Below are 24765 nucleotides of genomic sequence, written 5' to 3' on the forward strand. Positions count from 1 at the left end.
CTGAAAGTGCTGAACGCGGGGGGTGTCGCATGAGCGACTCCTCACAGCTCCGGCGCGTCGTGACGGACACGTCGACTGATGGAAGCGCTCCCACTGGTGTCCATGAAGCTAGCGCCAAGTGTCGGTAAAGGACAGGGGCGTTGCTGCCTTTTACTCAATGGAACGCGTCGAATCTTTTCGACTCTTCAAGCACCTTGACCCCTCGCACCCCCGTCTCCACTATGGGAGCGCTCCCACTGGTTCAAGCCTTGACTTCTCCGAGCCGCAAGGAGGAACCAGCACGTGCATCCCCCACGCAGACGCAGAGTCGTACGACGGTTCTGGACGGCCGTTGTCGCGGCCCTGGCGCTTCCCCTGACCATGCTGGGCACAGGGTCGACTCCCGCTCAGGCGGCGGCACTCCAGTGCAGTGTCGACTACCGGACCAATGACTGGGGCTCCGGCTTCACCGCGGACCTGACGATCACCAACCGCGGCACGGACGTCATCGACGGCTGGACCCTGACGTACGGCTACGCGGGCAACCAGAAGCTCGGCAACGGCTGGAACGGCACCTGGTCGCAGTCCGGCCAGTCGGTCACCGTGCAGAACGCCGGCCACAACGGGCGCATCGCCGCCGGAGCCGCGGTCACCACCGGCGCGCAGTTCACCTACAGCGGCACCAACGCCGCCCCCACGAACTTCGCGATCAACGGCACGAGTTGCACCGGCGCCCACCAGCCCCCCATCACCGTACTGACCAGCCCGGCCGCGGGCGCCGTCTACTCGCAGGGCGACGCCGTCCCGCTCGCGGCCACCGCCGCTGCCGCGGACGGCGCGACGATCAGCAAGGTCGAGTTCTACGACAACACGACCCTGCTGGGCACGGACACGACGGCGCCGTACTCGCTCTCGGCCTCAAGCCTGGCCGTGGGCAGTCATTCGCTGCTCGCGAAGGGGTACGACAGCCTCGGCGCGTCCGCGGAGTCCACGCCGGTCGGCATCACGGTCGCCTCGGGTCCCGCCGTGGTGACCACTCCGGCCCAACTCCCGGTCCAGCAGGGCAGGACGGCGACGTTCGACGTGAAGCTGTCGACCCAGCCGTCGGCCAATGTCACCGTCGCAACCGCCCGTACGAGCGGCAACTCGGGCCTGTCGGTGACCGGCGGCGCCTCGCGCACCTTCACGCCCTCGAACTGGAACACCGCGCAGAAGGTGACCATCACCGCCGACACCTCCGGTACCGGCGCGGCGACTTTCGAGTCGACGGCCGCCGGGCACGCGAAGGCGTCGGTCACGGTGACCCAGATCGCGGCGGCGAAGGCGTACGACGCCCGCTTCCTGGAGCTGTACGGCAAGATCACCGACCCGGCGAACGGCTACTTCTCACCCGAGGGCATCCCCTACCACTCGGTCGAGACGCTGATCGTCGAGGCACCGGACCACGGCCACGAGACCACATCGGAGGCCTACAGCTATCTTCTCTGGCTGCAGGCGATGTACGGCAAGGTCACGGGCGACTGGTCCAAGTTCAACGGCGCCTGGGAGATCATGGAGAAGTACATGATCCCGACCCACGCCGACCAGCCGACCAACTCCTTCTACAACGCCTCGAAGCCGGCGACGTACGCGCCCGAGCTCGATACCCCGAACGAGTACCCGGCGAAGCTCGACGCGTCGGTCTCGGTCGGCTCGGACCCGATCGCCGGTGAACTGAAGAGCGCGTACGGCACGGACGACGTGTACGGCATGCACTGGCTGCAGGACGTCGACAACACCTACGGCTACGGCAACTCGCCGGGCAAGTGCGAGGCGGGGCCGGGCGACACGGGGCCGTCGTACATCAACACCTTCCAGCGCGGTGCGCAGGAGTCGGTGTGGGAGACGGTGCCGCAGCCGACCTGCGACCAGTTCAAGTACGGCGGATCGAACGGGTACTTGGATCTGTTCACCGGTGACGCCTCCTACGCCAAGCAGTGGAAGTTCACCAACGCCCCGGACGCCGACGCGCGTGCGGTGCAGGCCGCCTACTGGGCCGACAAGTGGGCCGACGCGCAGGGCAAGGGCGGCGACATCTCCGCGACCGTCGCCAAGGCCGCGAAGATGGGCGACTATCTGCGCTACGCCATGTACGACAAGTACTTCAAGAAGGTCGGCAACTGTGCCGGTCCGTCGGCCTGCCCGGCCGGCACCGGCAAGGACGCCTCGCACTATCTGCTCTCCTGGTACTACGCCTGGGGCGGCGCCACCGACACCTCGGCGGGCTGGGCCTGGCGCATCGGCTCCAGCCATGCGCACGGCGGCTACCAGAACCCGATGGCCGCGTATGCGCTCAGCGGGTACGCCGATCTGAAGCCCAAGTCGGCGACGGGGCAGGCGGACTGGGCCAAGTCGCTGGAGCGGCAGGTCGAGTTCTACCGATGGCTGCAGTCCAGCGAGGGCGCGATCGCGGGCGGTGCGACGAACAGCTGGGCGGGCCGGTACGCGACGCCGCCCGCCGGGAAGTCGACCTTCTACGGCATGTACTACGACCAGCAGCCCGTCTACCACGACCCGCCGTCCAACCAGTGGTTCGGCTTCCAGGCGTGGTCGATGGAGCGGGTGGCCGAGTACTACCAGCAGACGGGGAACGCCTCCGCGAAGGCCGTCCTCGACAAGTGGGTCGACTGGGCGCTGTCCGAGACGACCGTCAATCCGGACGGTACGTACCGGATCCCGTCCACGCTCCAGTGGTCGGGGCAGCCCGACACCTGGAACGCCTCAAGTCCGGGTGCCAACAACGGACTTCATGTCACCGTCGCCGACTACACCAACGACGTCGGTGTGGCGGCCGCGTACGCCAAGACCCTGACGTACTACGCCGACCGCTCCGGTGACACGCAGGCCGCGGCCACGGCCAAGGCGCTGCTCGACGGCATGTGGGACAACCACCAGGATGATCTCGGCATCGCCGTCCCGGAGACCCGCGCCGACTACAACCGCTTCGACGACCCGATCTACGTCCCGAGCGGGTGGAGCGGCACCATGCCGAACGGTGACGCGATCAACTCATCGTCGACCTTCGACTCGATCCGGTCGTTCTACGAGGACGATCCGGCCTGGTCGAAGATCGAGGCGTATCTCGCGGGCGGGGCGGCGCCGTCGTTCACGTATCACCGGTTCTGGGCTCAGGCGGACATCGCCTTGGCCATGGGCTCGTATGCGGAGCTGCTCGAGTAGCGGTTCGCAGAGCGACTGGGGGGCGCGGGAGTACGGCGACTGCCGGCTGGTTGTGGCTGGTCGCGCAGTTCCCCGCGCCCCTTGGGACGCCCGCGCCACCCTCTTCGAAGAAGGACACGAGCGGATACGCCGGCGCAAGACCTTCTACGGCTTCAAGTCCGGGAAGTTCTACGTCAGTACGGACGGCGGCGCGACCTTCACCCCATCCCCGGCGACCGGCAAGGCGGCCACGGGTGTCTCGTGCCAGACCCTCTACACCAGCGCGAAGATCGGCGGTGTCCGCGGCATCTTCCGGTCGACGGACAAGGGGGCGTCCTGGACCCGCATCAACGGCGACGCCCACCAGTGGGGTTGGACGGGTGCGGCGATCACGGGTGACCCGCGGGTGTTTCAGGGCCGGAACTGGCGGGTGTACGTGGCGACGAACGGGCGGGGGGTCGTCTACGGCGACACGTCGGCCTGAGCCGGTGGGTGCGCGCCTCCCGTGGGGTGCGCACCCACCGTCGTTCACGGGGTGTAGACGGTCGGGCGCGGGGCGGTCGGCATGCCGTTGCCGAGGAAGAAGCTAGGGTGCGGCGGCTGGTTGTAGGCCGTGTTCTGCCAGGCCAGGCCTGTGCGGTACATCGGGTCGTGGAGCAGGGTCGTGATCCTTGTGGTCGTCTGGTGCGGCGTCGAGTAGATCCTCAGGGCCGTGTTGCCGCTCGTGCGCCAGATGACCTCCTCGCGCCAGTCGCCGAGGATGTCGCCGGACAGGACGGGCGTGGCCTTCGTGCCGTTGTTGGAGGAGACTCCTGAGCCGGTGAGCAGGCGGGTGTCGGAGGACGTGCCGTACTTGTCGATGCGGGTGCCGTCGAGGAGTTCGCGGACGGGGTCGCCGTCCCACCAGGACAGGAAGTTGACCGAGGACGGCTCGCGGCCCTTGGTGGCGCCGGCCTCGTCGCGGATCGAGGTGTCGGAGGCGGACCACATCTCGGCGCCGTCGTTGCCCGCCCAGATGTCCCCGGCGACTCCCCGGCCGTTGTCGCAGCAGGCGGCGAGCTTCCAGTTCACGGTGCCGCCTGCGGGGTCGATGTACAGCTCGGCCGGCTGGCCCGTCGACTCCGAGACCTTGAAGTACTCCAGGCCCGCGTGCGCGGGGTCGAGGTCGGCCAAGTGCTGGGCGTCGCCGTGGCCCGTCCTCGTGGTCCACAGGCCGTTGCCGTTGTCGTCGACGGCCATCGAGCCGTAGACGATCTCGTCCTTGCCGTCCCCGTCGACGTCCCCGACGGACAGGCTGTGCGAGCCCTGTCCGTCGAATCCCTTGCCGCTGTTGGTGGAGGAGTTGGTGTCGAAGGTCCAGCGGCGTGTGAAGCCGCCGTTCCGCCAGTCCCAGGCGGCGATGACCGTGCGGGTGTAGTAGCCGCGGGCCATGATGAGGGAGGGGCGGGAGCCGTCCAGGTACGCGGTACCGGCGAGGAATCGGTCGACCCTGTTGCCGTACGAGTCGCCCCAGGACGAGACCGTGCCGCGAGCCGGGACGTAGTCGACCGTTCCCATCGCCTTGCCGGTCTGGCCGTTGAACATGGTCAGGTACTCGGGCCCGGACAGGATGTAGCCGGACGAGTTCCGGTGGTCGGCCGACGAGCTGCCGATCACCGTGCCCGTGCCGTCCCGCGTGCCGTCGGCCGTCTTCATGGCGACCTCGGCCTTGCCGTCACCGTCGTAGTCGTACACCTGGAATTGCGTGTAGTGCGCGCCCGAGCGGATGTTGCGGCCCAGGTCGACGCGCCACAGCCGGGTGCCGTCGAGCTTGATGCCGTCGACGATCGTGTTGCCGGTGTAGCCGGACTGGGAGTTGTCCTTGGCGTTGGTGGGCTGCCACTTGAGGACGATGTCGAGGGCGCCGTCGCCGTCGAGGTCGCCGACGGAGGCGTCGTTGGCCTCATAGGTGTACGCCACGCCGTCGGGCGTCGTACCGCCGGCCGGCGGGCTGATCGGGACGTCCTTGTAGCCCGGGCGGAACTGGACGGCGTGGACGGAGTCGCCCTGCTCGACGCCGTTCACGATGGCGCGGACGGTGTAGTCGGCCTGTTCGGGGGCGCCTGAGTGGAAGTAGTTCGTGGAGCCGGTGATCGGGGACGCGTTCACCTTCGTGCCGGCGCGGTAGACGTTGAAGGACACGTCGTTCGGGTCGGTGCCGAGCCAGCGCCAGCTGACCAGGTTGCCGTCGGCCGCGTGGACGCTGACCACTCCCCGGTCCAGCCTCTCGACCTGGCGGGCGGTGGCGGCCTCGGCTGTTCCGGCGCCGTTCAGGGTGGTCAGCCCGGCGGCGGCCAGGGCTGCGGTGGCGAGGGTCGCGGCGAACGCGGCCCGGCGTCTGCGGTGCTTGCGCGGGTGCTGCACGTGACGTACCTCCTCGGGAGGACGGACGGGTTCCGCTCCCTCAGTCGCCGCCGCGCGTGCCGAAGTTGCCGTATCTTCCGGCCAGTTCGGCCACCGTCCGGGCGATCCTCTCGCGCAGCTCGGGCGGATCGAGCACCTCGATGCCCGTGCCCAGGCGCAGGAACTCGGCGTGGGCGTGGTCGAGGGACTCGATGGGGACGGTGACCCGTGTCCAGCCGTCCTCCTCGGTGCGCGCATCCCCCTTCACCGGTCCGGCGAGCCCCACGCCGGGCGCAAGCCTGACCACCGCCTCGTCCCGGCGGAGGCGGTCGCGGAAGTCGTGCTGGTACGCCGTCCAGTACGCGGGCAGGTCGAAGTCGGCGGGGCGGGTGAACTCGGCTGCCTCTGTGGTGAGTTGGAGGATCTGGTCGACGCGGTACGTGCGCGGTCCGGGGCCCGCGACGACGTACCAGCGGCCCGCCTTGAGGACGAGTCCGTACGGCTCCAGGCGTCGCTCGACGTCGGTGGGCTCACGCCAGCGGCGGTACAGGACGTGCAGGACACGGCTGTTCCAGACCGCGTCGGCCACCGCCGGAAGGTGCGGCGTCTCGTCGGCGTCGGCGTACCAGCCGGGTGCGTCGAGGTGGAAGCGGCCGCTGATCCGGTCGGCATGGGTGCGCAGTTCGGCGGACAGGGCGGCGCGCACCTTGAGCTGGGCGGCGGCCAGGACGGAGCCGAGGCCGAGTTGGGCGGCGGGGCCCGGGGCGCCCGCGAGGAAGAGGGCCTCGACCTCGTCGGCGGTGAGCCCGGTGAGGCGGGTGCGGTAGCCGTCGAGCAGGCGGTAGCCGCCGGCGTGGCCCGCGTCGCCGTAGAGCGGGATGCCGGCCGCACTCAGCGCCTCGACGTCCCGGTAGACCGTGCGCACCGACACCTCCAGCTCCGCGGCGAGTTGGGCGGCGGTCATCCGGCCCCGGGTCTGGAGGAGGAGCAGGATCGACACCAGTCGGCTGGACTTCACTGACACAGGATGTCAGTGAAGCGGTCCTAGCGTCCTGCCATGGCCCTTACGGAGACCCCCGCCTTCACCGAGAAACTGCTGACCGTACCGCCGCCGATCGAGGTGGCCGGGCGGCACGTCAAGCGGTACCACGTCACCGCCGACCCGGCGGGCATCGCGCCCGAGGTCGAGAAGGCGGCGTACGCGATCCTGCCGGAGCTGCTGCCGGCGCCGGACGGCACTCCCCCGGCGACGTTCGTGGTCCTGCACCGGGGCGGCGACGACGGCGCCTACCTGAACGCCTACAGCTGGGTGTGGGACAACGTCCTGCACTTCAAGGGCGCGTCGGCGGGACAGCCGGTGCTCGGCTGCCCGGACAACGACCCGACGCACTTCATCACGCCCGACCTGCCGTGGATCGGCTGCGTCTGGGAACTCCCGCCGATCCTGCACGAACGGGACGCCTGGGTGCGGCACCTGCTCACGCCCGAAGTCCCTGACCTCACGGCCTACTTGGCCGATTCCCTGCCCGACGGCACCACTGGAGACCGCACATGAGCAGCCCGCACGACTTCGACTTCTTCCACGGCGACTGGGACGTCGTCAACCGCCGACGCACGGACTTCCTCGACCCGGACAGCGACTGGGAGGAGTTCCCGGCGACCAGCCGCTGCCGGCCGCTGTTCGACGGCGCCGCCAACATCGACGAGGTCGACATGCCGCACCTGGGCTCGAAGGGGCTGACGCTGCGGCTCTTCGACCGGGAGACCGAGCAGTGGTCGCTGACGTGGTCCTCCAGCCGCACCGGCAAGCTGTTCCCGCCGGTGTTCGGGCGCTTCGAGGGCGAACGCGGCGCCTTCTACGGCGACGACACCCACGACGGCAAGGACGTGCGGGTGCGGTTCGTCTGGTCCGGCATGTCGGCCACCACGGCACGCTGGGAGCAGGCGTTCTCCATGGACGGCGGTGAGAGCTGGCTGGCCAACTGGACCATGGACTTCACTCGGCCTTCCGGAACGCCCGGAGCGTGAACACCGGGTCCGGGCGGGACCGGTCCTGGTCCGGGAGCTTCGCCAGGCGGGCGGCGAAACCGTCGGCGAGCGCGCCGCCGGGCGGGACGGTGACGAACCAGCCCCGGCGCAGGTCGGCCACCGTACGGCGGGGGCTGCGGCCCTGGCCGTGACCGGTGAAACCGGCCCCGCCGGCCGGGACCAGGCCGTGGCCGAGGGCGTACGACGCGACGAGGTCCGCCGCGTCCCGGGCCGGGCGGGGCGGGCGGGAGGCCATGACGGCGTCGATGTCACTGCCCACGTTGTGCGCGGCGCCCTTGTCGACCGTGGTGACGTAGACCCCGCCGGGCCGCAGCACGCGGGCGCACTCGCCGACCATGGTCCGTACGTCCTGGTCGGACTGTGCGAGGTGCAGCAACCACACGCTGGTGACGGCGTCGAAGCGGTTGCCCGGGAACGGCAGCCGGCGGCTGTCTGCGAGCACGACGGCGCCGGGCAGGCGGGTGGCGGCCTGCCGGGTCATCGCGGGCGCGAGGTCGACGCCGGTGACGGCGAGGCCGTCCCGCCCGGCGGCCAGCCGCCGCGTCACGATGCCGGTGCCGCAGGCGACGTCGAGCAGCCGCCGGGCCCCGTCGGGCAGCAGGCCCAGCACGGCCTGGGCCGCGGCGGCCGCCCGGGGCTCGCCGCCGCGCGAGGCGTCGTACCGCTCGGCTTCCTTGTCGTAGTCGAGCACGCGCCTCACTGTGCCCCGTGGCCAGGGGCGAGCTCCTCGATCCTGCGGGCGAGTGCGAAGTCCCGCTCGGTCACGCCGCCCACGGTGTGGGTGTTCACGGTGAGGGACACCGTGTTGTAGCCGAGGGTGAGGTCGGAGTGGTGGTCGAGCTCCTCCTGGACCTGGGCGATGTGCACGACCATCGCCGTGGCCGCGAAGTGCGAGGCGAGCCGGTAGGAGCGGGCGATGCGGTCGCCGTCCGCCGTCCAGCCCGGCAGCTCCGCGAGCCGGTCCTCGATCTCCTTCTGCGACAGCGGTTCGAGGGGCATGGCCTCGCTCCTTCCTGCACGGGGAGGGTTCGTCTTCAGCCTGCCACAGCCTGCGCGCGGCGGCCCTGGTCAGACGGTTCCCCCGGGGTCAGCGCCGCACGCCTTCGGCCGCCAGGTCGTCGGCCGGCGCGGTCATCTGCGCCCGGCCCTCGACGCGCTCCACCCACTCGTGCGGCAGACCGTGGTCGCCGTACCGGGCGCCCAGCAGGTTTCCGCAGGGGGACCCGGTGGAGTCGCTGTCGCCGGAGTGGTTGACGGACAGCAGCAGAGCGTCCCGCACGGTGGGCGTGACGGGCGCGCAGTAGACCCCGAGGGCGAGCGCCCGCTCGGCGACCCAGCCCTCCCCCAGAGTCTCCACCTTCTCCGCTGTGGGTGCGCCCTGCTCGGCCAGATCGACGGCCTCGGTGAGCGTGGCCGACGTCTCCTCGTGGCCGGGGCGGCGTACCGGCAGCCCTAGCGTGCGCAGGGCCGCTTCCTCCAGGGAGTCGCCCGCGACGAGGTGCGCCACGATCACGGTCAGGACTCCCGCCGCGTGGTGGCCGGTGGGGTGACCGTGGGTGATCTGGGCGGCACGGGCGGCCATGGCGAAGGCGCCGCCGGCGGAGTTCACCAGGCCGAAGGGGGCCGAGCGCATCACCGCGCCGCAGCCCTTGAAGTCAGGGTTGACCTCGCCGGGCTTCCCGTCGAGCGCGGGCCCGGGGTCGGGTGCGTACAGCTGGGCGACTCCGGACACGCACGCGTGGTCTCCAGCCGGCGCTCGGACGCCCGGCGCACCAGCAGGGCCCACCCGCCGCCGTGCCCTTGAGCCGCTCCCGTCGGTGGGCCTGGATCAGCGCCTCGGCGGTGAAGAGGGTCATCTGCGTGTCGTCGCTGATCCGGGCCACGTCGCTGTCCCCGGCGAACAGGAGTCCCGTCACTCCGCGCTCCGAGTGGGCGGCGCGGATCCGCTCCAGCGAGCCGAACTCGACCGGACAGCCCGAGCGCGTCCGAGGGCCCCGCCGAGCAGACAGCCACTCCTCGACTACGGTCGTACTCATGACCATTGTCCCGTCCGGCGGCACCGGGCCCGCCAGCACCCCCACCGGCCAGGGCGTCGGCCCGTTGCTGCGGGCCTGGCGGGAGCAACGGCGGGTCAGCCAGCTGGAGTTGGCGCTGCGGGCGGACTCCTCGGCGCGGCACATCAGCTTCATCGAGACGGGCCGTTCACGGCCGAGCGAGGAGATGGTGCTGCGGCTGGCGGAGCACCTTGACGTGCCGGTGCGCGAGCGCAACGCGCTGCTTCTGGCCGCCGGGTACGCCCCGCGCTATCCGGAGACCCCGCTGGACGACCCGGCACTGGACGCGCTCCGCGCGGGCATGGAACAGCTGATCCGGGGCTACGAGCCCTACCCGGCTCTGGTCGTGGACGCGATGTACAACGTCCACGCGGCCAACCGCGGCATCCTCATGATCCTCGACGGCATCCCGGAACACCTGCTTGAGCCCCCTCTCAACGCGATGCGCCTGACCCTGCACCCGGAGGGCCTCGCACCGCGCATCCGCAACCTGCGCGAGTGGCGCGGCCATCTCCTCGCGCAGCTGGAGCGGCAGATCGCGCTGCACCGCTCCGAGCCGCTGCGCAGGCTGTACGAGGAGGTGGCCGCCTACCCGGTTCCGGAGGAGACGCCCGGCGCCGAGCCCGCAGAACCCGCCGAACCCGCCGAACCCGTCCCGTACTTCGCGCTGCCGCTGCAGATCGAGCACGAGGGCCGCGTGCTGTCCTTCGTCTCCTCCATCTCCACCTTCAACACCCCCATGGACGTGACCGTCGCCGAGCTGGCCATCGAGACACTGCTCCCGGCCGACCCGGCGACGGTCAAGTACCTTCAGTCGCTCATGTTTTGACATATCGTCAGGACTGTGCGCTGCACCACGGCGAACCACCACCAGGGGCGCGGGAAACTGCGCGACCAGCCACGAACCACCCGCAGTCGGGCCGCAACGGCTACCGCGCCCATCGGACCGTAACCGACCTCTCACCGCCACCCTCGTGAGCCGGGCACCGGAACATGGCACACTGCTCGACGTACTTTCGGCGCGTAGGGGAGGCGTGGCGTGAGTGAGCGGCGGCCCGCGCCGACTGTGGGTCAAGTGGTGCTCGGCAGGCGCCTGCAGGAGCTTCGGGAGGCGGCCGGGCTGGGACGCGACGAGGCCGCCCGCGTGCTGCGCGTGGCCGCGGCGACCGTACGGCGGATGGAGACGGCCGACGTCGCGCTGAAGATCCCGTACGTACAGGTGCTGCTGGAGACGTACGGCGTACCGGAGGACGAGGCGGCTGCGTTCGTCTCGCTGGCCGAGGAGGCCAACCAGCCGGGCTGGTGGCAGCGCTTCCACGACGTGCTGCCGGACTGGTTCAGCCTGTACGTGAGCCTGGAGGGCGCCGCCCGCATCGTCCGCTCCTATGAGCCGCACTTCGTGCCCGGGCTGCTACAGACCGAGGAGTACGCGCGCGCCGTACTGGAGGCGGGGACGATCGGCCAGACGGGCCCCGAGACCATCGAGCGGCATGTGTCACTGCGCATGGAACGGCAGCGGCTGCTGGAACGGCCCGACCCGCCCCACATGTGGGTGATCATGGACGAGACGGTGCTGCTGCGTCCGGTGAGCATCCGCGGCGAAGTGATGCGCGACCAGTTGGACAAGCTGCTGGAGTTCGCCGAGCGCGACCGCGTGACCCTGCAGATCGCCGAGTTCGCCTCGGGCCCGCACCCGGGGACGTACGCGCCCTTCACCCTGTTCCGCTTCGCCGAGCCCGAGCTGCCCGACATGGTCTACACCGAGTACCTGACCGGCGCCCTGTATCTGGACTCCCGCAAGGAGGTCGCCGCGCATCTGGAGGTCCTGGACCACATGTCGACGGCCGCCGCGTCGGCCGAGCGCACGAGGAAGATCCTGCGGGAACACCGCGAGGACTGTTGAGGCAGAGCGCCCGAAGGCCATCGATCCCCGAGGAGAACACACCGCATGACCGGTTCCGAGGCCGTGCCCGCCCGCGTCGACACCAGCCGGCCGCACCCGGCCCGCGTCTACGACTGGTGGCTCGGCGGCAAGGACAACTACCCGGTGGACGAGGAGCTGGCCCGCAAGATCCTCGCCGTGGACGACACGGTCCTGCGCGGGGCCCGCGCCAACCGCCGGTTCATGCACCGTGCCGTGCGCACCGTCGCCGAGGCCGGGATACGCCAGTTCCTGGACATCGGCACGGGCATCCCCACCGAGCCCAATCTGCACCAGGTGGCGCAGGGCGTCGCCGCGGAGTCCAAGGTCGTGTACGCGGACAACGACCCGATCGTGCTGCGGCACGCGGAGGCGCTGCTGCACGGGTCGGCAGAGGGCAGCACCGACTATGCGCACGCCGACGTCCGTGACGTCGACACGCTGCTGAGCCGGGCCGGCGAGTCCCTGGACTTCGGCCGGCCGGTCGCGCTGTCGCTGGTCGCGCTGACCCACTACCTGGGCGACGACCCCGACGGCGACGACGTGTACGGCCTGCTGGAGAAGTACGTCGCCGCGCTCGCCCCGGGCAGCTACCTGATCCTCTCCCAGGTCACCCCGGACCTCAGCCCGGCGGCCATCGAGAAGGCGGCGAACCACTTCCGGCACAGCGGCACCCCGTTCTTCCCCCGGTCGCTGCCCGAGTTCTCCCGCTTCTTCGACGGTCTGGACCTGCTCGGCCCCGGCGTCATTCCGGTCTACGGCTGGCGGCCGGAGGCGGCGGACGTGGCGGCCCAGGCGGAGGGCATCGTGCCGGTGTACGCGGGGGTCGCCCGCAAGCCTTAGGGCCTGTCTGACAAATCTCCGTCGTCCGCCCGAAGGGCGGCTCCGCGGCGTCTGGTGCGTGCGATCGCAAGGCGCCGGAGCGCCCTCGTGGCGGAGCCACGCGGGCGGTTCGGCAACGCGGCGAGCGGGCGTGCCAGACGCCGCGGAGCAGGCGGGGATTTGTCAGACAGGCCTTAATCGTCCGGATGCCGTGCGGAGGTGACCCGTACGGCTGCTGTGAAGGGGTGCGCTCCCGCGCCCCGCCCTAGGTTCGGGACCAGAGCCCCGGCCCCTGGGCAAGCAAGGGAGCGCCTGTGACGGACACGCGGATACCGCCCGCCCCGCCCGCCGAACCGGGCGCGGCGCTGCTCAAGGCGGGCAGGTGGTTCCGGCCGGGCACGCCCGCGTCCGATCTGCACAGCGTCGCGCTGACCGGCGGGCGGGAGGCGGACGCCTTCTACCGGGACCGGTGGAGCCACGGCAAGGTCGTGAACTCCACGCACGGCGTGAACTGCACGGGGTCGTGCCGCTGGCAGGTGTACGTCAAGGACGGCATCATCACCTGGGAGACCCAGCAGACCGACTGTCCGAGCGTCGGCCCCGACCGCCCCGAGTACGAGCCCCGTGGCTGTCCCCGGGGCGCCGCCTTCTCCTGGTACACCTACTCCCCCACCCGGGTCCGCTACCCGTACGTCAGGGGCGTCCTCCTGGAGATGTACCGGGAGGCGAAGCAACGCCTGCGCGATCCGGTCCTGGCCTGGGCGGACGTCCAGAACGACCCCGAGCGCCGCCGCCGCTACCAGCAGGCGCGCGGCAAGGGCGGCCTGGTGCGGGCGAGTTGGGACGAGGCGATCGAGATCGTCGCCGCCGCGCACATCCACACCATCAAGACGTACGGCCCGGACCGCATCGCCGGCTTCTCCCCCATCCCCGCGATGTCGATGGTGTCGCACGCGGCGGGCGCCCGCTTCCACTCCCTCATCGGCGCCCCGATGCTCTCCTTCTACGACTGGTACGCCGATCTGCCGATCGCCTCCCCGCAGGTCTTCGGCGACCAGACCGACGTACCGGAGTCGGGCGACTGGTGGGACGCCGCGTATCTGATCATGTGGGGCTCGAACGTCCCGGCGACCCGGACGCCCGACGCGCACTGGATGGCGGAGGCCCGCTACCGGGGCCAGAAGGTCGTGGTCGTCGCCCCCGACTACGCCGACAACGCCAAGTTCGCCGACGAGTGGCTCCACCCGCACCCCGGCACGGACGGCGCACTGGCCCTCGCCATGGGGCACGTCGTCCTCAAGGAGTTCTTCGTCGACCGCGAGACACCGTTCTTCGCGGACTACGTACGGCAGTTCACCGACCTGCCCTTCCTGGTCACGCTGGAGGAGCGGGGCGGCGCCTACGTCCCGGCGAAGTTCCTGCGCGCCTCGGACCTGGGCCAGGAGGGCGCGAGTGCCGAGTGGAAGACGGTGGTGCTGGACGCCGCCACGGGTCGCGCGGTCGCCCCGAACGGCTCCCTCGGCTTCCGCTGGTCCCAGTCGGGAATGGGCAAGTGGAATCTTGAACTCGGCGATATACGCCCGCAGTTGAGCCTGTACGGCAGTGAGATCGCCGCGGGTGTCGAGGTGCTGCTGCCACGCTTCGACACTGAGGGCGGGGCGCACGGGCAGGGGCGCGGGGACGTCGTGAGGCGTGGTGTCCCGGCGACGAAGCTCGGCGGCGCGCAGGGACCGCTGGTGACGACGGTCTTCGATCTGCTGCTCGCGCAGTACGGGGTGGCACGCGAGGGGCTGCCCGGCCGTTGGCCCGTGTCGTACGACGACCGTGACGCGCCCGGCACCCCCGCCTGGCAGGAGGCGCACACCTCCGTCCCGGCAGCCAAGTGCGTACGCATCGCGAGGGAGTTCGCGCGGAGCGCCGAGCGGTCGAAGGGCCGCTGCATGATCCTGATGGGTGCCGGCACCAACCACTGGTTCCACTCCGAGACGATCTACCGCGCCTTCCTCGCCCTGCTCCAGCTCACCGGCTGCCAGGGCCGCAACGGCGGCGGCTGGGCGCACTACGTGGGCCAGGAGAAGTGCCGTCCGGTGACCGGCTGGGCGACGCTCGCCTCGGCGTCGGACTGGTCGCGGCCGCCGCGCCAGATGATCGGCACGGCGTACTGGTTCCTCAACACCGACCAGTGGCGCTACGACCGGTTCACGGCCGACGTGCTCGCCTCGCCGCTCGGCACGGGCCGGTTCCGGGGGATGACGGGCGCGGACTGTCTGGCGCTGTCGGCTCGGACGGGGTGGATGCCGTCGTATCCGACCTTCGACCGCAATCCGCTGGAGCTGGGCGAGGTGTTCGGTGATCCGGTGTCGCGGGTGGTGGCCGAACTGCGCGCGGGGACCCTGAAGTTCGCCTGCGAGGACCCGGACGCGCCGGAGAACTGGCCGCGGGTGCTCACGCTGTGGCGGGCCGACCTGCTGGGCTCGTCGGCGAAGGGCGCCGAGTACTTCACAGGGCATCTGCTCGGCACGCACTCGTCCCTGCAGGCGGAGGAGGCGCCCGAGGACGTACGGCCGCGGGACGTGACCTGGCACGACGAGGCTCCCGAGGGAAAGCTCGACCTGCTGCTGTCGCTGGACTTCCGGCAGACGTCGTCCACGCTGCTGTCGGATGTGGTCCTGCCCGCCGCGACCTGGTACGAGAAGCAGGACCTGTCCAGCACGGACATGCACCCCTTTGTGCACTCCTTCACCCCGGCCGTGGACCCGCCGTGGCAGGCCCGCACCGACTTCGACGCGTTCAAGGCGCTGGCGGAGCGGCTGAGTGAGCTGGCCGTCGGCCATCTGGGGGTGCGCAAGGACCTGGTGGCGACCCCGCTCCAGCACGACACCCCGGGCGAGATGGCCCAGCCGGGCGGGGTCGTCCTGGACTGGCGGCGCGGGGAGTGCGATCCGGTGCCGGGGAAGACGATGCCGAACCTCACCGTGGTGGAGCGGGACTACACGGCGATCGGCGCCAGGTTCGCCGCGCTCGGGCCGCTGGCGGAGCAGCTCGGCCTGCCCGCCAAGGGCATCACGCTGAAGCCGGACGAGGAGGTCGAGGACCTCCGGCAGCTGAACGGCGTGACATCCGGCGGCCGGCCCTTGCTCGATACGGCCGTGAAGGCGGCGAACACCATCCTCGCCCTGTCCGGCACCACCAACGGCCGCCTCGCCACCCAGGGCTTCCGCACGCTTGAGGCCCGTACCGGGCAGGAGATGGCGCACCTGGCGGCCGAGCACGAGGGCAAGCGGGTCACGTACGCGGACACCCAGGCGGCGCCCGTGCCGGTGATCACGTCGCCGGAGTGGTCGGGCAGCGAGTCGGGCGGGCGGCGCTACACCGCCTTCACCCTCAACACCGAGCATCTCAAGCCCTGGCACACCCTCACCGGCCGCCAGCACTTCTTCCTCGACCACGACTGGATCCACGAGCTGGGCGAGGCACTTCCCGTCTACCGGCCGCCGCTGGACATGGACAAGCTGTTCGGCGAACCGCGCCTGGGACCGGACGGGCAGCGGGAGGTGACGGTCCGCTACCTCACCCCGCACAACAAGTGGTCCATCCACTCCGAGTACCAGGACAACCTGTTCATGCTGGCGCTCTCCCGAGGCGGCCAGAACATCTGGATGTCCCCGCAGGACGCGGACGCGATCGGCGTCGTGGACGACGACTGGGTGGAGGTGTCCAACCGCGACGGCGTGGTCGTCGCCCGGGCCGCCGTCTCACACCGTATGCCGCCCGGCACCGTCTACATGCACCACGCGCAGGAACGCACGGTCGCCGTCCCGAAGACGGAGGCCACCGGCAAGCGCGGCGGTATCCACAACTCGCTCACCCGGCTGATTCTCAAGCCGTCCCATCTCGTCGGCGGGTACGCCCAGTTGTCCTGGGCGTTCAACTACCTGGGCCCGACGGGCAATCAGCGCGACGAGGTGACGGTCATCCGCCGCCGCAGCCAGGAGGTCGAGTACTGATGCGTCCGATGGCCCAGATCGCGATGGTGATGAACCTCGACAAGTGCATCGGCTGCCACACCTGCTCGGTCACCTGCAAACAGGCATGGACCAACCGGCGCGGCATGGAGTACGTCTGGTTCAACAACGTCGAGACCCGCCCCGGCCAGGGCTATCCCCGCCGCTACGAGGACCAGGAGCGGTGGCGCGGCGGCTGGGAGCTGAACCGGCGCGGGGCCCTGAAGCTGAAGGCGGGCGGCCGCTTCCGCAAGCTCGCCGGGATCTTCTCCAACCCCGAACTGCCGGAGATCAAGGACCACTACGAGCCCTGGACGTACGACTACAAGAACCTCACCGACGCCCCGCTCGGCGACGACTACCCGGTCGCCCGGCCCATCTCGCAGCTCGACGGCAAACCGATGAAGATCGAGTGGTCGTCGAACTGGGACGACAACCTCGCCGGCGCCCCCGCCTACGGCGACCTCGACCCGATGGTGGAGCGGGCGCGCACGCAGGCGTCGGACAAGGTGAGATTCGAGTTCGAGCAGACCTTCATGTTCTATCTTCCGCGCATCTGCGAGCACTGCCTCAACCCGTCCTGCGTCGCGTCGTGCCCGTCGGGTGCGATGTACAAGCGGGCGGAGGACGGCATCGTCCTCGTCGACCAGGACCGGTGCCGGGGCTGGCGGATGTGCGTGACGGGATGCCCGTACAAGAAGGTGTACTTCAACCACGCCACCGGCAAGGCCGAGAAGTGCACGATGTGCTATCCGCGGATCGAGGTGGGTCTGCCGACGGTCTGCTCGGAGACGTGCGTGGGCCGGCTGCGCTATCTCGGGGTAGTGCTGTACGACGCCGACAGGGTGACCGCCGCGGCGTCGGTGCGCAGCGAACGGGATCTGTACGAGGCGCAGTTGGGTGTCTTCCTCGACCCCGAGGACGCCGGGGTGCGGCACGCGTGCGACGCGGCGGGGATTCCGTACGACTGGGTGGAGGCGGCGCGCCGCTCCCCGTGCACGCGCTGATCAGCAGGTACCGGGTGGCGCTGCCGCTGCACCCGGAGTACCGGACGATGCCGATGGTCTGGTACATCCCGCCGCTCTCCCCGGTGGTGGACGTGCTGACGGAGACCGGGCACGACGGTGAGGACGCGGGGAACCTGTTCGGCGCGATCGACAGCCTGCGCATTCCGCTGGAGTACCTGGCGGAGATGTTCACGGCCGGCGCGATCGGCCCGGTCCGGTCCTCGCTGGAGAAGCTCGCCGCGATGCGCTCCCACATGCGGGCGATCAACCTCGGTGAGGAGCCGGACCCCTCGGTGTCGGCCTCGGTCGGTATGGCGGCGCACGAGATCGAGGAGATGTACCGGCTGCTCGCGATCGCCAAGTACGAGGACCGGTACGTGATTCCGACGGCCGCCGTCGCGGACGCCCGGCACCTGGAGGAGTCGGCCCTGCCGCAGGGGTGCAGCCTCGACTACGACGGCGGGCCCGGGATGGGCGGGGACGGCCCCTTCGGCCAGGACTCGGGCCGCAAGCTGCTGCCGTTGGTAACGGTGGAGAACTTCCATGCACTGCGCAGACGGCAGACGTCCGACAACACCGCCGAGGAGACCTGATGCCGTCCTTCGAGGTGCTCTACCAGGCGGCAGCCCTCTGCCTGACCTACCCCGACGACGACTTGCGCGCCCGCCTGCCGCTGCTGCGCGAGGCAGCCCCGCAGCTACGGGAGTTCACCGACCACGCGGCCCTCACGCCGCCGCAGGAGCTGGCCGCCCACTACGTCGAGGTCTTCGACTTCAGGAACCGCCACAGCCTGTACCTGAGCTGGTGGCGGGACGGGGACAGCCGGCGGCGCGGCATGTCACTGCTGCGCTTCAAGGACCTCTACCGCGCCCACGGCCTGGAGTTCACCGGCGAGGAACTGCCGGACTTCCTCCCCGCGGTACTGGAGTTCGCGGCCCGCACCGGCGACACCGACCTGCTGCTGGAACACCGGGACTGCCTGGAGGAGCTCCGCGCCCGGCTCACCGACTTCGGCACACCGTACGCGTCCGTCCTGGACGCCGTGTGCGCCACACTGCCGACCGCACAACCGAGGGCCCGCCCATGACCACACTCCTGTGGGGCGTCCTGCCCTACGTCGTCTGCGCCCTGCTCGTCGCCGGCCTGATCTGGCGCCACCGCTACGACCGCTTCGGCTGGACCACGCGCTCGTCCCAGGTCTACGAGTCGAGGCTCCTGAACATCGCCTCGCCCGCCTTCCACTACGGCATCCTGTTCGTGCTGGCCGGCCATCTGGTGGGCCTGTTCGTCCCGGAGTCCTGGACGGAAGCGCTCGGCGTCAGCGAGCGGACGTACCACCTGTTCTCCCTCTACGGCGGCACGGCGGCGGGGGTCCTGACGCTCGCCGGGATCGCCCTGCTGATCTACCGCCGCCGCACGAAGACACCCGTGTTCCGGGCGACCACGGCCAACGACAAGGCCATGTACGTCGTGCTGGCGGCGGCGATCGTGATGGGCATGGTCGCCAAGCTGTCCCACTCCTCCGGCGACGGCTACAACTACCGCCAGTCCATCGCCCCGTGGGCCCGCAGCCTCTTCACCCTCCAGCCGGACGTCGACCGAATGGCGGGCGTGCCGGTGCTGTACGAGGTGCACGCGGTGATCGGCATGGTACTCATCGCGCTGGTGCCGTACACCCGGCTGGTCCATATGTTCAGCGCGCCGGTGCAGTACCTGTTCCGACCGTACCTGGTGTACCGCAGCCGGGACCCCGAGCAACTGGGGCCCCGGCCGGAGCGGCGGGGCTGGGAGAAGACCGGGTCCTGAGCGGCCCCTAGGCGGCGCCGCCCTTCTGGTCCTTCTCGTCGTCCACGATCTCCGCGTCCACCACGCCGTCGTCGTCCTGCGGTGAGGCCTCCTCGGTGTCCGTGCCGGCGGAGCTCTCACTCGGCGCCTGCTGGGACTGGGCGTACATCGCCTGGCCCATCTGCTGGCTGACCGAGGCGAGTTTCTCGATGCCGGTGCGCAGCGCGCTCGTCTCTGCGTTCTGCTCCAGCTGCTGCTTCAGGTCCGTGATCGCCGACTCGACCTCGGACCTGGTGTCGGCCGGGACCTTGTCCTCGTTGTCGCGGATGAACTTCTCGGTCTGGTAGACGAGTTGTTCGGCCTGGTTGCGGGTCTCGGCGTCGTCGCGGCGCTTGCGGTCCTCCTCGGCGTACTGCTCGGCCTCCCGCATCATGCGGTCGATGTCGTCCTTCGGGAGGGCCGAGCCGCCCGTGACCGTCATCTTCTGTTCACGTCCGGTCGCCAGGTCCTTCGCGGAGACGTGCATGATCCCGTTGGCGTCGATGTCGAAGGCGACCTCGATCTGCGGGACGCCGCGCGGGGCCGGCGGCAGGCCGGTGAGGTCGAAGACGCCGAGCTTCTTGTTGTACGCGGCGATCTCGCGTTCGCCCTGGTAGACCTGGATGCCGACCGAGGGCTGGTTGTCGGTGGCCGTGGTGAAGATCTCCGAACGCCGGGTGGGGATGGTCGTGTTGCGTTCGATGAGCTTCGTCATGATGCCGCCCTTGGTCTCGATGCCGAGGGACAGCGGGGTGACGTCGAGCAGCAGGACGTCCTTGACGTCGCCGCGGATGACACCGGCCTGGAGGGCGGCGCCGACGGCCACGACCTCGTCGGGGTTGACGCCCTTGTGCGGGTCCTTGCCGGTGAGTTCCTTCACGAGGTCGGTGGCGGCGGGCATCCGGGTGGAGCCGCCGACGAGGATGACGTGGTCGACCGCCGAGAGCTTGATGCCGGCGTCCTTGACCGCCTGGTGGAAGGGGGTCTTGCAGCGGTCGAGGAGGTCCGCGGTGAGCTCCTGGAACTGGGCGCGGGTCAGCTTCTCGTCGAGGTGGAGGGGCCCTTCTGCGGAGGCCGTGATGTAGGGCAGGTTGATCGTCGTCTCGGTGGAGCTGGACAGTTCGATCTTGGCCTTCTCGGCGCCCTCACGCAGCCGCTGCAGCGCCATCTTGTCGTTGCCGAGGTCGATGCCGTACTGCCCCTTGAACGTCTTCACCAGGTACTCGACGACCCGCTGGTCCCAGTCGTCGCCGCCCAGGTGGGTGTCACCGTTGGTGGCCTTGACCTCGATGACGCCGTCGCCGATCTCCAGCAGCGAGACGTCGAAGGTGCCGCCGCCGAGGTCGAAGACCAGCACGGTCTGCTCCTCGCCCCGGTCGAGGCCGTAGGCGAGGGCGGCGGCCGTGGGCTCGTTGATGATCCTGAGCACCTTCAGGCCCGCGATCTCCCCGGCCTCCTTCGTGGCCTGCCGCTGGGCGTCGTCGAAGTACGCGGGAACGGTGATCACCGCGTCGGTGACGTCCTCGCCGAGATACGACTCGGCGTCCCGCTTCAGTTTCTGCAGCACCCGGGCCGACAGTTCCTGGGCCCGGTAGCGGGAGCCGTCGATGTCGCCCTGATCCGGGAAGCGCCAGTTCGCGTCGCCCATGTACCGCTTCATGGAGCGGGCGGTGCGCTCGACGTTCGTCACCGCCTGGCGTTTGGCCACCTCGCCGACGAGTACCTCGCCGTTCTTGGCGAAGGCCACGACCGACGGTGTGGTCCTGGCCCCCTCCGCATTGGCGACGACAGTGGGCTCGCCGCCCTCCAGGACGGCGACCACCGAGTTAGTGGTCCCGAGATCGATCCCGACCGCGCGTGCCATCACTGTCCCCTTCCGCCAGGACACCCCTTGAACTCCAGCACAAAACTTGAGCGGGTTCTTGTCAATGGGACGAGTGACCGAGCGGACGGCCACCAAACGGTAGCTGAGCGCTCGCTCAGGGAGCCGGGGGCTGGCCCGAAGGGCCGCCCCCAGGGGCGCGGGGCTGTATCGATATGCGGCTCCGCCGCGTGGGCGCGACCAGCCACCGCGGCGCAGCAGCCGCCGGACGACCGAACCGTGGCACCCCCGCAGGCAACCCGCTACGCCAGCTTCGCCGACAGCGTGATCGTCGTCCCCGTCAGCGCCTGGCTGACCGGACAGTTCTTCTTGGCGTCCTCCGCCGCCGCGGCGAAGCCCTCCGCGTCGAGGCCGGGCACCGTCCCCTCCACGGTGAGGTGAATCCCGGTGATCCCCTCACCCGGCTGGAAGTTCACGTCGGCCGACGTGACGAGCTTGGTGGGCGGGGTGCCGGCACCCGCGAGAGCGTGCGACAGCGCCATGGAGAAGCAGCTGGAGTGCGCGGCGGCGATCAGCTCCTCGGGGCTGGTCTTGCCGTTCGCGTCCTGGGAGCGCGAGGCCCACGTGACCGGCTGGGCGGCGATGGCACCAGAGGAGTCGAAGTTGACGACACCGTTGCCCTCGAGCAGGTTGCCTTCCCAAACGGTGTGTGCGGAGCGCGTGGTAGCCACGGTTCTTCCTTTCGCGTGGGGGCCCGTTTCCTGGGTCCGTGCCCCCATCCGATCACACTCCGGCTCAACTCACCCGGAAGACCGGCCCACGCGGGGTGAACGGCAGACGACGGCCCTGCGGGAGCAGGTACGCGTGCTCGCGCCGCACCCGCAACACGTCGCACCAGCCGTCTGTGATGACCAGGACGGGCGCGCCGGGCGGGAAGTCGTCGGCGCGCTGGAGGAGGTCGATCCCGGGCTGCAGGACCGTACCGCCACGGCCGTGCACCCGGACCCGCCCCGCGATCTCCGTCACCGGCACATAGCCGGCGTCGTACGGTCCCGCGTCGCAGAACACCACCCGCGCGGCCGGTACGTCCCGGGCGGCGGCGTAGGAGGCGATGGCGCCGAGCGCCTTGCCGAGGAGCACGCTGCCCATCGAGCCGGAGGTGTCCAGGACGACGCCGAAGGTGCAGCGGGCGATCTCCTCGGGCGGGAAGTAGCGCCCCGCGCGCGGGATGTCGGGCGTCGACGACTGACGGCGCGAAGGACGGGCGTACGTCCGCACCGGCTCGGGGCGTGGCACGAACTCGTCGAACCAGCGGGCCAGTCGGGCGTCCCAGGGCAGCGGCGGATGGCTGAGCGCGCGGATCTCCTGGACCAGGCCGCCGGGCAGGAAGCCGCGTTCCTGCTGCTGGTGCAGGTCGAGGCCGTGGGAGAGGCCGCGGCGGTAGAACTCGTCGAGGTCGCAGTAGTCGCCGGGGACGCCGAGCGGGGCGCCCAGCACATCGCCGACGCCCTTGCCGCGCAGGGTGGCCAGCCGGCGCATCCGGCGCAGGTCGCCGACGATGCGGTCGTACACCTCCTCGGCGGACAGGCCGCTGAACTGCGCGTCGTACAAGAGTCCTTGGGGCATCTCGCCGACCTGCATCTCGCGCAGCCAGCCGTTGATGACGTAGTCGCAGGCGACGTTGAACAGATACGGGTCGCGGGTGCCGCAGCGGTCGCCGTGGCGCAGGGCGGCGTGCAGCATCTCGTGCGCCAGGATGAAACGCCACTCCTCGTCCTCGAACGTCCGCAGCGGGTTGATGTAGATCTCGCCGGCCTCGGCGTTGACGGCGGCGACGGCGATGCCGTGCGCGCGGGCGAGTTCGGCGTCGGCGACCAGCTTGATGCCGGCCGCGATGCCGCCGAGCAGCGGGTAGGAGGTGATGAACCACTCCAGCGCCCACTGCCAGGGCCGCTTCTTGACGGGCTCGCCGTCCATGGATTCGCGGCGGCCGCCCGCCAGGTCCATCGCGGTGGAGACGGTGCGGGTGAGCGCGGTCGCGAAGGCGAGCTGGTGGTCCGGGGGCGATCCGAACCAGCCCATCCATTCCACGAGCAGTTGGTCCGCCTCGGAGCCCGCCGTGCCGCAGCGCTCGTACGCGGCCGGGACGCCGTCGCGCCGCCAGCGCGCGGCGAGCTGTTCCTCGTCGCCGTCCGGGTAGGTCAGGGGCAGGTGGTCCGGGGCCTTGCCGACCGGGAAGCTGAGCAGGAAGCGGTTGACGACGACGCAGCGGGCGGCGAGGTCGGCGCGGTCGGGCTGCACGGGGGTGCCCTTCTTGGAAGGGACGTGGCCGAAGCCGAGGTGCAGGACGGCGTGTGCGACGGCCCAGGCCCAGGCGGCGGGTTCGGCGATGCGATCGGGGTGAACGTGCAGGTCGCCCTGGGAGTTGACGAGGACGAGTCCGTCTCGGGGTGCCTGTTCGCACTTCTCCTGACGGCAGACGTCGAACTCGACGGCGGCGAGCGCCGGGTTGGCCCGCACCAGCCGCATGCCCTCGGCGAAGGCCTCCGCCGCGAGGTCCCGCTTCTTCTTCCCCTTCCCCTTGTCGGGGGTACGGCTCATCGCCGCGCCTCCACCAGCCGGGGCATGTCCCGCGCCGCCTCCACCAGGAACCACGAGGGCAGGACCGGATTGCCGTCGGCGTCCGAGGCGATGACGCTCTGGGCGACCTCGACGGAGATCTCCGCGAGCTGCACCAGCAGCGACTTCGCGCGGTACGCGGTCTGGCGGCCGGTCGCGGACATGTGGTCCTTGCTGACCGGCAGCTCCTTGATCAGGCGCCCGCGGAACGACTCGGCGAGGTAGTAGAGCAGGTCGCGGTCCTGCATGCGGTGCGGCCAGCGGGCGTCGCCCTTGACGATGGCCTCGATGCCGTACTGGCTGCGCACGATCTTGACGTAGCCGCAGAACGCGGTGGCGTGCACGGGCGTCAGCGTCCCGTGTGCGAGGACCTTCAGCGTCTCCTCGTCGAGATCCCGGCCGAAGGAGTGCAGCGCGTCGGAGAGCACGTGCCAGGAGCGGGGCGTGGAGAACGGCTCCTCGGTCTTCGGCGGCTTGGACCACAGGTGGTCGGGGCGGTCGGTGAGGTGGTCCAGGATCCACGGGTGGATGCCGTTGTCCACGGCCCAGGTCAGCCAGTCCTTGGCGGAGGCCTCCAGGTGGACGTGGGTGAGGCGGTTGACGAGCGCGGAGGCGATGGGGCGGGCGAGTGCGTTGTCGGTGGCCCGGTTTCCGGCGCCTATGACGATGGACCCCTTGGGCAGCTCGTAGTTGCCGATACGGCGGTCCAGGATCAGCGAGTAGAACGCCTTCTGCACGTCCGGGGTGGCCGCGTTCAGCTCGTCCAGGAACAGGCAGTACGGCTCGTCGCGGGCGATGGCCTCCGGCGGGCAGAACACCGACCGCCCGTCGCGGATCTGCGGCACGCCGATCAGGTCCTCCGGCGCCAGCTGGGTGCCGAGCAGGCTCACGCACTCAAGCCCCAGCGACTCGGCGAAGTTCCTGACGAGGGAGGACTTTCCGATGCCGGGGGCGCCCCAGATGAACACCGGCCGCACGGTGGCGAGGCCGAGAAGGAGGTCGGGGATACGGGCGGGCGTGACGGACACGGTTGCCTGCAATGCAGGGGCTCCCCTCTATGCGCCTAAGCCGGCGCCGCTCTCGC

19 protein-coding genes and 2 pseudogenes are annotated in these 24765 nt (G+C 70.4%); 11 read left to right on the plus strand and 10 right to left on the minus strand.

Annotated features, from left to right (window positions below; translation table 11 throughout):
- Positions 1–282 precede the first annotated feature (282 nt).
- Together OHO27_RS06790 and OHO27_RS06795 are read left to right on the plus strand one after the other, a co-directional pair.
- Positions 283–3198, plus strand: coding sequence for a glycoside hydrolase family 48 protein (locus OHO27_RS06790; protein WP_328421252.1), 2916 nt, complete (start codon positions 283–285; stop codon positions 3196–3198).
- Between the two features lie 139 nt (positions 3199–3337).
- Positions 3338–3655, plus strand: a pseudogene (locus OHO27_RS06795) (xyloglucanase); the annotation flags it as partial.
- Positions 3656–3705: 50 nt separating this feature from the next.
- On the opposite strand, the gene OHO27_RS06800 reads toward OHO27_RS06795, so the two are convergent.
- Together OHO27_RS06800 and OHO27_RS06805 are read right to left on the minus strand one after the other, a co-directional pair.
- The gene (locus tag OHO27_RS06800; RefSeq protein WP_328421254.1) at positions 3706–5580 is read right to left on the minus strand and encodes a rhamnogalacturonan lyase; all 1875 of its coding nucleotides are present in this window, start codon (positions 5578–5580) and stop codon (positions 3706–3708) included.
- A 40-nt stretch (positions 5581–5620) separates the two neighbouring features.
- Positions 5621–6577 (minus strand): helix-turn-helix transcriptional regulator, encoded by a 957-nt coding sequence (locus OHO27_RS06805; RefSeq protein WP_328421256.1) that lies wholly within the window; start codon positions 6575–6577, stop codon positions 5621–5623.
- Positions 6578–6616: 39 nt separating this feature from the next.
- On the opposite strand from OHO27_RS06805, the gene OHO27_RS06810 reads away from it, so the two are divergent.
- Positions 6617–7114: a hypothetical protein gene (locus OHO27_RS06810; protein WP_328421258.1), complete on the plus strand. Its 498-nt coding sequence runs from the start codon at positions 6617–6619 to the stop codon at positions 7112–7114.
- Complete coding sequence (locus tag OHO27_RS06815) at positions 7111–7587, plus strand: hypothetical protein (protein WP_328421260.1); 477 nt, start codon at positions 7111–7113, stop codon at positions 7585–7587. Before OHO27_RS06810 ends, OHO27_RS06815 begins: the two co-directional genes overlap by 4 nt.
- Here OHO27_RS06815 and OHO27_RS06820 read toward each other — a convergent pair.
- The 4 genes from OHO27_RS06820 to OHO27_RS06835 form a co-directional block, all read right to left on the minus strand.
- The gene (locus OHO27_RS06820) at positions 7556–8299 is read right to left on the minus strand and encodes a class I SAM-dependent methyltransferase (protein WP_328421262.1); all 744 of its coding nucleotides are present in this window, start codon (positions 8297–8299) and stop codon (positions 7556–7558) included. The two genes, OHO27_RS06815 and OHO27_RS06820, sit on opposite strands and share 32 nt — an antisense overlap.
- 5 nt (positions 8300–8304) lie before the next feature.
- On the minus strand, positions 8305–8607 hold the full coding sequence (locus tag OHO27_RS06825) for a 4a-hydroxytetrahydrobiopterin dehydratase (protein ID WP_328421264.1): 303 nt from the start codon (positions 8605–8607) through the stop codon (positions 8305–8307).
- An 88-nt stretch (positions 8608–8695) separates the two neighbouring features.
- The gene (locus tag OHO27_RS06830) at positions 8696–9340 is read right to left on the minus strand and encodes an ADP-ribosylglycohydrolase family protein (protein ID WP_328421266.1); all 645 of its coding nucleotides are present in this window, start codon (positions 9338–9340) and stop codon (positions 8696–8698) included.
- A complete protein-coding gene (locus OHO27_RS06835; RefSeq protein ID WP_328421267.1) occupies positions 9264–9650 on the minus strand; it encodes an ADP-ribosylglycohydrolase family protein in 387 nt (128 codons plus the stop codon). The genes OHO27_RS06830 and OHO27_RS06835 overlap by 77 nt, the downstream gene beginning before the upstream one ends.
- Here OHO27_RS06835 and OHO27_RS06840 point away from each other — a divergent pair.
- The 7 genes and pseudogenes from OHO27_RS06840 to narI all read left to right on the plus strand — a co-directional run bounded on the left by OHO27_RS06840 (position 9643) and on the right by narI (position 19222).
- Positions 9643–10491, plus strand: coding sequence for a helix-turn-helix domain-containing protein (locus OHO27_RS06840; protein ID WP_328421269.1), 849 nt, complete (start codon positions 9643–9645; stop codon positions 10489–10491). The two genes, OHO27_RS06835 and OHO27_RS06840, sit on opposite strands and share 8 nt — an antisense overlap.
- Before the next feature lie 210 nt (positions 10492–10701).
- Entirely contained in the window at positions 10702–11565 is an 864-nt protein-coding gene (locus tag OHO27_RS06845) for a helix-turn-helix domain-containing protein (protein ID WP_328421271.1), read from the plus strand.
- Positions 11566–11610: 45 nt separating this feature from the next.
- Positions 11611–12426, plus strand: a complete 816-nt coding sequence (locus OHO27_RS06850) for an SAM-dependent methyltransferase (protein WP_328421273.1) — start codon at positions 11611–11613, stop codon at positions 12424–12426.
- A 293-nt stretch (positions 12427–12719) separates the two neighbouring features.
- Complete coding sequence (locus OHO27_RS06855; RefSeq protein WP_328421275.1) at positions 12720–16412, plus strand: nitrate reductase subunit alpha; 3693 nt, start codon at positions 12720–12722, stop codon at positions 16410–16412.
- A pseudogene (narH, locus tag OHO27_RS06860) lies at positions 16412–18009 on the plus strand (nitrate reductase subunit beta). The gene OHO27_RS06855 and the pseudogene narH overlap by 1 nt, the downstream one beginning before the upstream one ends.
- Positions 18009–18503 carry a nitrate reductase molybdenum cofactor assembly chaperone gene (gene narJ, locus OHO27_RS06865; RefSeq protein WP_328421277.1) on the plus strand — a complete coding sequence of 165 codons (495 nt, stop codon included), beginning with the start codon at positions 18009–18011 and terminating at the stop codon, positions 18501–18503. The pseudogene narH and the gene narJ overlap by 1 nt, the downstream one beginning before the upstream one ends.
- On the plus strand, positions 18500–19222 hold the full coding sequence (gene narI, locus OHO27_RS06870) for a respiratory nitrate reductase subunit gamma (RefSeq protein ID WP_328421279.1): 723 nt from the start codon (positions 18500–18502) through the stop codon (positions 19220–19222). Before narJ ends, narI begins: the two co-directional genes overlap by 4 nt.
- Positions 19223–19229: 7 nt before the next feature.
- On the opposite strand, the gene dnaK is transcribed toward narI, so the two are convergent.
- The 4 genes from dnaK to OHO27_RS06890 form a co-directional block, all read right to left on the minus strand.
- Positions 19230–21104, minus strand: a complete 1875-nt coding sequence (gene dnaK / locus OHO27_RS06875; RefSeq protein WP_328421281.1) for a molecular chaperone DnaK — start codon at positions 21102–21104, stop codon at positions 19230–19232.
- A gap of 260 nt (positions 21105–21364) precedes the next feature.
- On the minus strand, positions 21365–21793 hold the full coding sequence (locus OHO27_RS06880) for an OsmC family protein (RefSeq protein ID WP_328421283.1): 429 nt from the start codon (positions 21791–21793) through the stop codon (positions 21365–21367).
- A gap of 64 nt (positions 21794–21857) precedes the next feature.
- The gene (locus tag OHO27_RS06885; protein WP_328421285.1) at positions 21858–23663 is read right to left on the minus strand and encodes a vWA domain-containing protein; all 1806 of its coding nucleotides are present in this window, start codon (positions 23661–23663) and stop codon (positions 21858–21860) included.
- The gene (locus tag OHO27_RS06890; protein WP_328421287.1) at positions 23660–24721 is read right to left on the minus strand and encodes an ATP-binding protein; all 1062 of its coding nucleotides are present in this window, start codon (positions 24719–24721) and stop codon (positions 23660–23662) included. Before OHO27_RS06890 ends, OHO27_RS06885 begins: the two co-directional genes overlap by 4 nt.
- Positions 24722–24765 lie beyond the last annotated feature (44 nt).

Source organism: Streptomyces sp. NBC_00443 (genome assembly GCF_036014175.1).
GTDB lineage: Bacteria > Actinomycetota > Actinomycetes > Streptomycetales > Streptomycetaceae > Streptomyces.